Consider the following 12,112-nt stretch of genomic DNA (forward strand, 5'->3'; position numbering starts at 1 on the left):
CCAAATCGGCACGGCCTTATCCGCCGTTTATTTCGTAAAGTTTGAACCCGTTACCCAGCCCTGCCAATGTGTCGGCACAGGGGCAACACGGATACCCGCATGTTTCAGCTTTACTCCGCGATTTGGCGCGCCAGCGCCGGACGGCAGATTGTCCTCATTCTGTTATCCATTGCCATTGCTGCGCTTGCCGCGGTTCCGCTTGAATTTCAACGCGATATTGTCAACCACCTTACGTCCAACGATCTTCATGTCGAAAAGCTGGTTCTGCTGGGCATCGGCATGATGATAGTCATCCTGCTAAGCCTCGCCCTGAAATGGGTTCTGGGTTTTCGCGCGGGTACATTGGGCGAAGACATGATCCGGCTGATCCGGCAACGCTTGCTCTGGCGCGCGACCGACCTGAAGGAAACGGGTGAAAATCTGCGCAAGGGCACCATGACGACCGCCATCTCGGCCGAAGCCGAGGAACTGGGCAAGTTTGCAGGGGGCGCATTTTCGGACCCGGTGGTTCAGGTTGGAACGCTGATCAGCGTGATCGGGTATATATCCTCAACGCAGCCAGGCCTTGGCCTTATCGCGTTTTCCATGATTGTGCCCCAGATCATTATCGTTCTGGTGTCGCAACGCAAAGTGAACACGTTCGTCGCCGAACGCGTCCGCCTTTTGCGCAGCGCCACTGATAGGCTGACCACCGAGGATATCGATGCCGTCGAGCGGGATATCAATGCCCTGTTCGACGACATCTATGACACAAGGCGGCGCATGTTTCTTTGGAAGCTTTCGGCCAAGTTCCTATTGAGCGTAATCAACGGCGCCGGAACCGTAGGTATTCTGATGTTGGGCGGTTATCTGGTGCTGCAAGGAAAGACCGATGTCGGCACGGTGGTGGCCGCGACCAGCGGGCTTGGCCGGATACAGGGCCCGACCGCGTTCCTGATCGCCTTTTACAGACAAGTCAGTGCCAACCGCATCAAATACGAGCTGATGCTAGAACTATTCGGCCCGGACCCCGCGCATTACCGGTACCGCAACAGTGCATAAAAAAGACCGCGCAGCGGCTGCTTGCGCGGTCTGACATTAAAAGCGACGAAACGTCACGCGCGTTCGGAATATTCCATCGTTTCGGTGTTCACGATGATCATTTCATCCTGACCGATGAACGGCGGCACCATGACTTTCACGCCATTATCCAGAATTGCAGGCTTGAACGAGTTCGCGGCGGTCTGACCTTTTACGACCGGCTCGGTTTCGACAATCTTGCAGGTCACTTTCTGCGGCAGCGTCGCGTTCAGCGCTTCACTTTCGTAGAATTCGACAACAATCGTCATGCCATCCTGAAGGAACGGACGACGCTCGCCCAGCAAATCCGCTGGCAATTCAATCTGTTCGTATGTTTCGGCATCCATGAAGACCAGCATGCCATCGGTTTCATACAAGAACTGCTGATCCTTCTGTTCAAGGCGCACACGCTCAACCTTGTCAGCCGAGCGGAACCGTTCGTTCAGTTTCGAACCATTGCGCAGGTTGCGCAGTTCGACCTGCGCGAAAGCGCCGCCCTTGCCGGGCTTCACATGGTCAACCTTGACCGCGGCCCAAAGGCCGTCGTTATGCTCAAGCACATTGCCGGGGCGAATTTCGTTCCCATTTATCTTGGCCATTACATAATTCCTTCACAAACGGTTGATGCGTCAGTTGCGCCTCCTATATCTGGCGGGAACATACCTGACAAGACAACCAAACCTAGTGCTGCACGTGCAGCGAGATATGCAAGTGACGCAACGCAACTATGCATATTAGCTGTATCCGAATCGCACTTTATCGGTCATAAGGACCGTCACGCCGAAAATTGCAAGAGCAAGAAAAACAAGGAAGACGAGATGAGAGATTTCGTTGACGGCACTGCCTTTAACAACGAACAAGGCAATCGTGCTCGCAAACTTTTCGCGGCCGTTGTGTTGGCCGCACTTGATGACGCCATTGCCGATGACAAGAAATATGGCAATGGTCCGGAACAAATTGCCCGTTGGGCGCGCTCACGCGATGGGCGCGAAGTGCTGTCTTGCGCGGGAATCGACCCGAACGAACGGGTTGTCAGCGGACTGATGGAGTTCGTTGGACGTGGCGTGCGGACCTCGGTCGCACTGTCGCGTGAAGAAAGCGAGCGTCGCAATGCCGCTCAGCAGGCTGAAGCTGCCTGATCCAAGGTTGTTTCAACTCAGAAAAAACGCGCTCTGCCATCAGAGCGCGTTTTTCTATGCGTATACCGCCGCGATCCCGATCCCGGGCGTCAAGGTGAATTCGGGGCTTCCCCTGCCCGCCCAAATCGGTTCATCTGCGCCTTGACAGGTAGGAGACAATCCATGGTTCGCGCCATCATGATTCAAGGTACCGGCAGCAATGTCGGAAAATCCGTTCTGGTGGCGGGGCTTGCGCGAGCTTTCACACGGCGAGGTCTTCGGGTTGCGCCCTTCAAGCCGCAGAACATGTCGAACAATGCTGCTGTTACGGAAAACGGTGGGGAAATCGGTCGCGCGCAGGCCCTTCAGGCACGGGCGGCAAGGCGGGCGACACATACCGATATGAACCCTGTATTGCTGAAACCCGAAACAGATACCGGCGCGCAGATCATTGTTCAGGGGCAGCGCGCGGGCACCATGAAAGCCGGTGATTACCGCAAGGATAAATCCAGACTGCTAAGCGCCGCATTGGAAAGCTTTGACCGATTGTGCAGCGACGCGGATCTGGTTTTGATCGAAGGGGCAGGCAGCCCGGCCGAAACAAACCTGCGCAAGGGTGACATCGCCAATATGGGTTTTGCCTGTGCTGCGAATATTCCGGTGATACTTGTCGGCGACATTCACCGCGGTGGTGTGATTGCACAGATCGTTGGCACTCAGGCGGTTCTGGATGACGGCGATCTTGCTCGAATTCGGGGCTTCGCCGTCAATCGGTTCAAGGGGGATGTATCCCTTTTTGACGAAGGGCGCGGTGATATCGCCTCTCGAACGGGATGGCCCTGTCTGGGGGTTGTGCCATGGTTTCAAGACGCCTGGAAGCTTCCGGCCGAAGATATGATGGACATCCGCTCTCACACAGGCGGCACATGCAAGGTTGTTGTGCCACAGCTTGAACGGATGGCGAATTTCGACGACCTTGATCCCTTGTCTGCCGAACCCGGAGTGAGCGTCGAGATCATTCCGGCCGGACGCCCTTTGCCCGGCGATGCCGATCTGGTTTTGCTACCGGGCAGCAAGTCAACCATCGGAGATCTGGCCTATTTCCGTGCACAAGGCTGGGACATCGACCTGTTTGGTCATGTCCGGCGTGGCGGGCATGTGCTGGGTCTTTGCGGTGGCTTTCAGATGCTGGGAAAGACCATTTCCGACCCCGATGGCGTGGACGGTCGACCGGGTAAGGTCGAAGGGTTGGGGTTGCTGGATGTAGACACGGTCATGGGAGGACAAAAGCAAGTTGTTCTGCGTACGGCCCATGCCTTGCCGGACCGAGAGCCGGTCGCCGGATACGAAATCCACATGGGCCATACAGACGGGCCGGATTGCACCAATGCATGGCTTGAGGTCGAAGGCCGCCCTGAAGGCGCGGCCAGCGCAAACGGGCGGATCAAGGGAAGTTATCTGCACGGTATCTTTTCGTCCGACGCATTCCGGGCGCGGTATTTGTCAACGATAGGCGTGACCTCGGACCTGTCCTATGAGGACGGCGTCGAGCAAGCGCTGGACGATCTGGCCGATCATCTGGAGCGCCACATGGACCTTGACCTGCTGTTCAGCCTCGCGCAGTCCCCGCACAGCGGGTAATCGCTACTCCAGATCCTGAGCCGCAAGAGCGCGGGCGATCTCTCGCCTGACCATCTTGCGCACATTTCGTGTAATCCGCTCGCCCATCGTTCCTTGCAGCTCGGCGCGGACAACCTCTGCGATAAGGGTGCGCAGAGCGTCTTCATCCATATCGATCGTCCTGACATTTTCATCGGAATCAGGTTCTTCGGCATCGGCATCAGACACAACAGCCTGAGACGACCGGATGAATTCCGCCTGACCAGATGCGTCTTCGTCCTGTTGAACTGCCTCTGGTTCGTCACCACCGGCAGCATCAATCGACATCGCAGCGGCAAATTCTTCTTCGACATCCCATGGCAGCGCGTGTGACGGTGTGCCCGAATATGCATCCTGGCTGTCACCGTCCGGTTCCCACTGATCTTCTGTTTGCGCAATTGCCGCTTCCAGCGCTTCGATCTTTGCACTCAGGCTGCTTGTTGCATCATCCGACGGAGCGCGTTTCGTCTCGGCGGCTTCTGGCTTGTCCTGGTCAGCGTTCGCAGGTTGCCCCGTCTGAACGATGTCACAGGTGCGTAACAACATGGGCTTGGCGGCATCTGAAACTTCGGCCTCCGACACAGCTTTAGCGGGAATCACCCCCAATTGATCTGGTGTGCTGATGCGCAATGCATCAGTAAGCACCAGCCGCCCCGGCTTTCGTGCTTTAGTCGTTTGATCCGAGACGGTTTTATCACGACTGTCTTCACTGACCAGACGTTTGACCGAAGACAGAACGTCTTCGATCCCTGCTTTCACGACATTATCAGACATTGTTCTCTACCGCTCTATCCTTGGATCGAGTGTAGCCAAACAATCCGCGCCTCACAACAAATAGTATTGTCGATCAGTCCCGGCGCAATGCTTTGAGAACGCGATCCAGATCCTTGCTTTGCTTGCTGACCTGTGCCGGCGCATTCTTGACCAGATTGTAATACAATGTCGGATCATAGATTTGCACCGCCAACCCAAGACGCTCGGCTGTCAGAAGGCCCTGCGCCTGCAACAACTGATAGGCAGCCCGCGACCGTTCGGTGCGCGAAGCGACTTCTGCCAGCTGTGCATCCAGCAAATCCTGCTGTGCATTCAATACATCCAGAGTTGTTCGCGCGCCCAGAGTCGCCTCTTCCCGGATGCCATCAAAAGCCACTTGCGAGGCGTTAACGCGCTCAGTTGATGCCCTCAGGCTGGCGCTGGCCGCCTGAAACGCCGCATACCGGTCGGTCACACCCTGCGTGATGTTCTTTTGAACGTTCAGCAGATTCGCACGCGAGGCATCCCGGCTGGCCATTGCGCGACGCACATTTGCCGCCAACCGGCCACCCGCGTAGATAGGTTGTGTGAAGTTCAGCGACACGGTCGCGTCGTTCACATAGTCATTATTGTCATAGCGCTCGGACACGCCAGCATCGGCATTCAGGCTGACATTCGGCCCAAGGTTTGCCCGCTGTTGCTGCACGACCAGATCAAACGCCCTGACCTGATGCTGAGCCGATAGAATGGCCGGGTGGTTGCGTTGCGCCAGATTCACAGCTTCTGCTTCGGAACGCGGCAGATTGGGCAGGCTCGGCTGACCAGCCGTTCGCCCCGGTGCCTTTCCGACTGCATTCACGTATTCGGCCTGCGCAATGCTCAATTCACCGCGTGCCACCGCCAGATCCGCCTGAGAGCTTGCCAGCTGTGCTTCGGACAACGCGACGTCGGTCCTGGTCACTTCACCAACTTCGAAGCGGTCATTCGACGCCCTAAGTTCCTCTGCCGACACATCCACGTTGTTCTGGCGGATCGCCACGGTCTCTTCCTGCAGCAGAACGCCCAGATAGGCATTTGCTGCGCGAATAAGTACCTGTTGTTCAATATCAATCAGGGTTTGCCGGGTCGACAGCACCGTTTCCTGCGCCGACTGCTTGCCTAGTACAGACGCGCCACCATCATACAAAAGCTGGCTCAGCGTCAGGCCCGAAAAGAACCGCGACGGTTCGTTTGTCGTCACGACATTATTGACCCGCGAACGGGTGTAATCCTGGCTGACCTGCACGGTCCAGTTGATGATTGGCCGCAACGCAGAAAGCGCAATGGCCACATCTTCATCCGCCGCGCGCAGCAACGCCCGGTTCTGTTCAAGCAAACCACTGGTGTTATACGCGCCGATGAACGCATCCGTTATGTTGTCTGCCCACGCTGCACGCCCTGGCATCACGCTCATGGCAAGTCCTGCGGTCACAGCAAACGCCCTGACCAGCTTACCTGTCGCCGAACCACGCATACCAAAATCCTCTCAAACGAAATTACACTGCCCTGCAGGCAGTTTGCGGCCTTCTTTTCAACTAATCAAGGCGATAGAAAAATCTATCGGCGGACTATAGCGAAAATGCACACTCTGCCGAAAAACCTTCCAAAACCGGCGCATTGGCATTGAACACATCACGCCAACTGACGCGGCCCCCGGTTTTTCGACCAATCCGAACTGTACCCAGGTTGCCGTTGACAAACAGGCACACGATCCGACCGTGGTCCTTGAGTTGATCCAACAGGGCATCGGGCACCTGCTCGACACCGCCCTGCACCATGATTGCATCATAGGGACCGTGTTCCGCCACACCCTGTTCCAGCGCGCCAACGTGAATGATAGCGTTAAGCACTTCGGCTTCGGCCAAGAGGTTTTGCGCCTCGGTTGCAAGGGTTTCGTCGCATTCAACACCCACGACCAACTCAGCCATCCGTGCGGTAACAGCCGTGGAATACCCCATTGCCGGAGCGATATCTAAGACCATCTCATCCTTGGATATGTTCAACACGTCCAGCATTTTAGCCAGGGTCCGCGGCTCCAGCATGCTGCGCCCGCCACCCAGATCAATCAGGCCGTCCACATAGGCCGCCTCGCGCTGAGAATCGGGTACGAAGCTTTCGCGCGGAACACTCAGCATCGCCTCAATGATCGGGAACTTGGTGACGTCAGAGGGGCGGATCTGTGTATCAACCATTGTGCGGCGCCGGGCTGCGAAGTCAGTCATTGGATATCTCGTCTCATTCCCAAAGATGTCGGGCTTGTGCCATATCCTGAACCTTCCAGCAACGCCCCTGTTGCCGCAACCTGAATCTTGATCACCTCCTTGGGCGTGGACTTCGGCAAATTTCGATCTTGCCGGCAATTTCGCGCGCAATCCACTGGACGCCCCAGAGGAAAGCTGTTAAAAACCCAGTCACACCACGGCAAGTATTTGATTTTACTTGAAAAGGCGAGTTGGCGGAGTGGTGACGCAGCGGATTGCAAATCCGTGTACACCGGTTCGATTCCGGTACTCGCCTCCAACAACATCCTAATCGCTGACTTGGCCCCGCAGTACGCGCGTGTGACGCTTGGTATTTTCAGACGTTCATGGCCCGCGATTCTGTCGAACTGCGGGCCAGATATGGCGTGTTTTTTCGGATCACCTTCCTACCTCTGCTCGTTCACGGGGCGCGATGTAGTCTGGTGTTTGCCTTACCCTCAGGCGCGCCCTTGTGGCACAACCTCGTATCCCGGCTCTTCCGGCTCATCATCCGTCATTTCGGCTGGAAAGCCCGGGGCGGTGATATCCAGGCCGGTTGCCTCTTCCAGCCGTTTGATAATATTTGGTGAAAGCTCGCGTTCGCCATAGCGCGCGATACCATCGTTAAAGATGCTGATCATCACCGGGTTTATTTCCAGCGGCACCCCGGCGCGGTCGGCGACCTCCTGAAACAGACCGATATCCTTCTTCACCAGATCCATGGTGAAGGAAATATCGCGCGACCCGTTCAGGATGACCTGACTTTCGGTTTCGTGCACGAAGGACGTGCCGGACGAGATTTTGATCGCCTCATAGGTCGTGTTCAGATCCATCCCAGCAGCCTTTGCCGTAACCAGTGCTTCGGCACAGGTGATCAGGTTGGCGGTGGCAAGATAGTTGGTCATCACTTTCAGCACCGACGCCGAGCCCAGTTCACCGGTGTGCAAAACCCGGCGGCCCATTGTCGTCAGGAACGGCAGAATTCGTTCAAACGTTTCCCGGTCGCAGCCCGCAAAGATCGAGATATTGCCCGTCGCGGCACGGTGGCACCCGCCAGAAACCGGGCAATCGACGGCCGCACCGCCGCGCGATATGACTTCGGCACCCAGGCGTTTGACTTCCGCCTCGTCTGTGGTCGACATCTCCATCCAGATCTTGCCGGGGCCCACTTCGGGCAACATCTCCTGCATGACTGCGTCCGATGCTGCCGGAGACGGCAGACAGGTGATCACCGCATCGCAATCGCGCATCAACTGGGCGGGCCCCTCTGCCGCCTTTGCGCCTTTGGCGACAAACTCGGCCACCAGATCCGCGTTCAGGTCATGCACAGTCAGATCAATACCGTTGCGCAAAAGGGATCCCGAAAGCTTGCCGCCTACGTTACCCAGACCGATAAATCCCACTTTCATATGACGCATCTCCAAGTTCGTCGTTTTCCCGTCATGCGACCATATACCGAACACGTTCTTCATGCCGCCGAACGACGCCTACAGGTCGCTTTTTTCACCTTGGCTTATTTGTTGCGCGCGAACCGCTTGACAAGCGGGTCAGCGGTGCCGCATGTCCCTGTCGTTGGTGTCGGCGACAGCCGATGAAAAGGGAATGCGTCAACGGTTCATCCGCCAAACGCAGCCGCCCCCGCGACCGTGACCGGAGAGGATGCCCAATGCCACTGGCCTGTGCCGGGAAGGCGGGACATCCGACAGAGCGACCGCTCTGGCATCCGCAAGCCGGGAGACCTGCCAACACCCGAAGTTGAAACCGGGCGGGGTGTTCCGGTGTCGGGTCCATGTGCAGACGTGGTGCCCGCATGAAACCCCGTCCCCCGCGAAGAGGATTTGGGGGGATGAGAGACATGACCGAGACCGCACCGGTAGAGCTACTGGTTTGCACGACTTGCCGCCGGGGTCTGCCCGTCGAGGATGACGCCGAACGACCCGGCACATTGTTGCACAAGGCCCTGGAACAGGCTGCCTTGCCAGATGGTATCACTCTGAAACCTGTCGAATGCCTTTCGAACTGCGATCAGGGCTGTTCCATCGTTCTTCGGGGCGGGCCGGATCGCTGGACCTTTGTTTACGAGAACCTGAACGAAATCGATCACGTCGATGTCATCATCGATGGTGTGACCAAGTATCTGGCCACAGACGATGGTCTGGTGAAGTGGCGCGACCGTCCTGAACATTTCCGCAAAAACTGCGCCTCGCGCATTCCCCCGATTGGAGGCTGAGATCATGTCGAACCTAGAAAAACTTCCCGTCACCGTGATCACCGGCTTTCTGGGCTCGGGCAAAACCACGCTGGTGCGCCATCTGATGCAGAACCCGCAGGGAAAGCGGCTGGCGATTGTTGTTAACGAGTTTGGAGATGTGGGTGTTGATGGCGACATTCTGAAATCCTGCGCAATACCGGATTGCCCTGCGGAAAACATCATGGAACTGGCAAACGGCTGCATTTGCTGCACCGTGGCTGATGATTTCATCCCGACCATCGAGGCGCTGATGGCGCTGGAACCGCGCCCGGATCACATCCTGATCGAAACATCCGGCCTTGCACTGCCCAAACCGCTGCTGAAAGCATTTGATTGGCCTGATATCCGTTCGAAAATCACTGTTGATGGCGTGATCGCGCTGGCCGATGCCGAGGCCGTGGCCGCCGGTCGCTTTGCTCCGAACGTTGAAGCGGTGGATGCCCAACGGCTGGCTGATGACTCGATTGATCACGAAACACCCTTGTCCGAGGTGTTCGAGGATCAGATCTCGTGCGCGGATATCATCCTGCTGACCAAGCCCGATCTGGCAGGTCCCGAAGGTGTCGCGAAAGCTAAACAGATTATCGCCGCCGAGGCGCCGCGCCCGCTTCCCGTCGTCGAGGTCGCAGAGGGTGTCGTCGACGTGCGTGTCGTGCTTGGCCTTGAGGCTGCCGCCGAAGATGACATGGACGCCCGCCCGTCACATCACGATGGCCATCACGATCATGAGCATGACGATTTCGAAAGCATCATCGTCGAGTTACCGGAACAGACCGACCCGGCGGAACTGGTAGCCAGGATTGAACGTCTTGCATCTGAGCTGAATATCCTGCGCGTCAAAGGCTATGCCGCCGTCACAGGCAAACCGATGCGCCTGCTGGTTCAGGCTGTCGGCGCGCGGGTTCGTCACCAATACGACCGCCCGTGGGAGCCCGGTGAAGAGCGCCGCTCGCGCCTGGTCGTGATTGCCGAGCATGACGACATCAAAGAGGCCGAGATCCGTGATATCCTCGTGGGTGTGACCGAGGTTGCCGAGTAAGTCATGCACGTCGTCTTTCGCGAAAGCCACGGGCTCGAGGAAACCGAGACCCCAACCGATCTGGGCCAAAGCCCGGCTGATCTGGTTGTGCTGTCCTTTTCCGACAGTGACCTGGGCGCTTTCGCGGCGGGCTGGCATCGCGGCGGCGGACCTGAGGGGCGGATGCCCACGATGCGGCTGGCCAATCTTGCAGCACTGAAACACCCCCTGTCCGTCGACACCTATGTTGAACAGACACTTGAAGGCGCAAAGGGCATCCTGATCCGTCTGATCGGTGGCGTGCCCTATTGGTCTTACGGATTGCAACAGGTTCTGGCACTGGCGCAGGCCAAAGGCATCGCTCTGGCCGTTTTACCGGCGGATGGGCGCGAAGACACTCGGTTGGATGAGTATTCGACCCTGCCCCTCTCGACCCTGCGGCGGCTGGCACATCTGTGTGACACCGGCGGCGAAGTCGCCGCGCAGGCCGCATTGGCCCAGATGGCGTTGGCAGCAGGGCTTTATGCCGGGCCGGTGATGGGCGCGAAAACCCTACCCGAATGCGGTGCGTGGTGCCCGGATCAGGGTGTCGTCCCGGTGGATTCCGCGTTCGATAACGATGCGAAACGCATCCTTGTCACCTTCTACCGCGCATATCTGACATCCGCAGACACCGCCCCGGTCGCGGCCCTGATCCGCAGCCTGCGCGCCCGCGGGCTCCAGGCGGTGGGTCTGTTTGCCCCGTCACTCAAGGCACCGGTCGCTGCCGACTGGCTCAGGGAACAGGTCGTTGCCCTGAGACCATCGGCGATCATCAACGCCACTTCATTCTCGGGCAAGGGCGCATCCGGCACGTCGCCTCTGGACGCAGCGGATGTGCCGGTGTTTCAGGTCGCCCTCGCCACCTCGCGACGCAAGGCCTGGGCCGAGGCGGAACGCGGCCTTTCACCCGCCGACCTCGCCATGCACGTGGTATTGCCCGAAGTGGACGGGCGAATATCGGCAGGCGTTGCCTCCTTCAAAGAGCCGGGCAAGCGCGATCCGCAACTGGAATACTCGCGTTTTGCGCATCGGGCCGAGCCGGACCGGATCGAGGCGATCATCGACCGGGTATCGGGCTGGCTTGCCCTGAATGACAAACCAAAGGCAGATCAGATTCCCGCATTGGTGCTGTCCACATATCCGGGCAAAGACTGGCAAATGGCCCATGCGGTCGGTCTCGACGCACTGGCCTCGGCTGAGGCGATGTTGTCTGATCTTTGCGGTGAAGGCTACAACATCGCGGCTGGCGAACCAATTGCCGACACACTCTTGGACGCCCGGATATCGTGGCCGCTTGAGGATTATCTGAGCGCACTCGCTGAATTACCCCAGACCCTGCGCACCGATCTGCACACCGTATGGGGCAATCCCGAGCAAGACCCAACTTTCGCTCATGGCGCGTTTCACTTCACGGCTTTGCGACGCGGCAAGGCACTGGTCGCACTGCAACCAGAACGCGGAACACCCGAGCTGCGGGATGACGACTATCATGACCTCTTGCGCACCCCGCGCCACAGTTATGTCGCCTTCTATTTGTGGCTGCGCAAAGGTCTAGGAGCGGATGCGCTGATCCATATCGGTGCGCATGGAACGCTGGAATGGCTGCCCGGCAAATCAGTTGCCCTATCGGCAAACTGCTGGCCCGAGGCGCTGATCCGTGACCTGCCGGTGATCTACCCGTTCATCGTCAACGACCCGGGCGAGGCCGCGCAGGCCAAACGCCGGATCGGCGCGGTGACTCTGGGCCACATCCCGCCTCCCATGAAAGAAAGCGGAACGCCGGATCGGATGGTGCGGCTGGAGGCCCTGCTGGACGAGTTCTCAAACGCGGACGGCCTTGACCCCAGACGCCGTGACCGGTTGCAGGAAGATATCCGGGATGAGGCGCAAGCCATTGGGCTGGAGCACGATCTGGGCCTGAACCAGGCCACCA

General features: G+C 58.1%; 11 protein-coding genes, 1 tRNA gene and 1 riboswitch. Of the genes, 7 read left to right on the forward strand and 5 right to left on the reverse strand.

What is annotated here, in order from left to right; all coding sequences use genetic code 11:
- Nucleotides 1-99: 99 nt before the first annotated feature.
- Complete coding sequence (locus tag AC2FND_RS08325; RefSeq protein WP_209503363.1) at nucleotides 100-1,041, forward strand: ABC transporter transmembrane domain-containing protein; 942 nt, start codon at nucleotides 100-102, stop codon at nucleotides 1,039-1,041.
- 53 nt (nucleotides 1,042-1,094) lie between these two features.
- Here AC2FND_RS08325 and efp read toward each other — a convergent pair whose 3' ends face one another.
- Nucleotides 1,095-1,658, reverse strand: a complete 564-nt coding sequence (efp, locus tag AC2FND_RS08330; protein ID WP_496769077.1) for an elongation factor P — start codon at nucleotides 1,656-1,658, stop codon at nucleotides 1,095-1,097.
- Between the two features lie 219 nt (nucleotides 1,659-1,877).
- On the opposite strand from efp, the gene AC2FND_RS08335 reads away from it, so the two are divergent.
- Both AC2FND_RS08335 and AC2FND_RS08340 read left to right on the forward strand, forming a co-directional pair.
- Nucleotides 1,878-2,198, forward strand: a complete 321-nt coding sequence (locus AC2FND_RS08335) for a DUF6280 family protein (RefSeq protein WP_037310273.1) — start codon at nucleotides 1,878-1,880, stop codon at nucleotides 2,196-2,198.
- A gap of 162 nt (nucleotides 2,199-2,360) precedes the next feature.
- On the forward strand, nucleotides 2,361-3,818 hold the full coding sequence (locus AC2FND_RS08340; protein ID WP_496769079.1) for a cobyric acid synthase: 1,458 nt from the start codon (nucleotides 2,361-2,363) through the stop codon (nucleotides 3,816-3,818).
- Nucleotides 3,819-3,821: 3 nt separating this feature from the next.
- Here the strand turns inward: AC2FND_RS08340 and AC2FND_RS08345 are convergent, their stop codons facing one another.
- The 3 genes from AC2FND_RS08345 to AC2FND_RS08355 form a co-directional block, all read right to left on the reverse strand.
- A complete protein-coding gene (locus AC2FND_RS08345; protein WP_496769081.1) occupies nucleotides 3,822-4,610 on the reverse strand; it encodes a hypothetical protein in 789 nt (262 codons plus the stop codon).
- Between the two features lie 73 nt (nucleotides 4,611-4,683).
- Nucleotides 4,684-6,102, reverse strand: a complete 1,419-nt coding sequence (locus tag AC2FND_RS08350; protein ID WP_209503355.1) for a TolC family outer membrane protein — start codon at nucleotides 6,100-6,102, stop codon at nucleotides 4,684-4,686.
- Between the two features lie 94 nt (nucleotides 6,103-6,196).
- Nucleotides 6,197-6,850: a protein-L-isoaspartate O-methyltransferase family protein gene (locus AC2FND_RS08355; RefSeq protein ID WP_209503353.1), complete on the reverse strand. Its 654-nt coding sequence runs from the start codon at nucleotides 6,848-6,850 to the stop codon at nucleotides 6,197-6,199.
- Between the two features lie 224 nt (nucleotides 6,851-7,074).
- Between AC2FND_RS08355 and AC2FND_RS08360 the strand changes: the two genes are divergently transcribed.
- Nucleotides 7,075-7,148 (forward strand) — tRNA-Cys (locus AC2FND_RS08360).
- A 178-nt stretch (nucleotides 7,149-7,326) separates the two neighbouring features.
- Here AC2FND_RS08360 and AC2FND_RS08365 read toward each other — a convergent pair.
- Complete coding sequence (locus tag AC2FND_RS08365; protein ID WP_496769084.1) at nucleotides 7,327-8,340, reverse strand: NAD(P)-dependent oxidoreductase; 1,014 nt, start codon at nucleotides 8,338-8,340, stop codon at nucleotides 7,327-7,329.
- Between the two features lie 84 nt (nucleotides 8,341-8,424).
- Nucleotides 8,425-8,629: riboswitch (cobalamin riboswitch) on the forward strand.
- Between the two features lie 94 nt (nucleotides 8,630-8,723).
- Here AC2FND_RS08365 and AC2FND_RS08370 point away from each other — a divergent pair.
- From AC2FND_RS08370 to AC2FND_RS08380, 3 genes are all read left to right on the forward strand, one after another.
- On the forward strand, nucleotides 8,724-9,098 hold the full coding sequence (locus AC2FND_RS08370; protein WP_209597011.1) for a DUF1636 family protein: 375 nt from the start codon (nucleotides 8,724-8,726) through the stop codon (nucleotides 9,096-9,098).
- Nucleotides 9,099-9,102: 4 nt separating this feature from the next.
- Complete coding sequence (cobW, locus tag AC2FND_RS08375; protein WP_209597013.1) at nucleotides 9,103-10,158, forward strand: cobalamin biosynthesis protein CobW; 1,056 nt, start codon at nucleotides 9,103-9,105, stop codon at nucleotides 10,156-10,158.
- A gap of 3 nt (nucleotides 10,159-10,161) precedes the next feature.
- On the forward strand, nucleotides 10,162-12,112 hold a 1,951-nt coding region (locus tag AC2FND_RS08380; RefSeq protein WP_496769087.1), incomplete at its 3' end, for a cobaltochelatase subunit CobN.

This window comes from Ruegeria sp. BHSB056 (assembly GCF_059613305.1).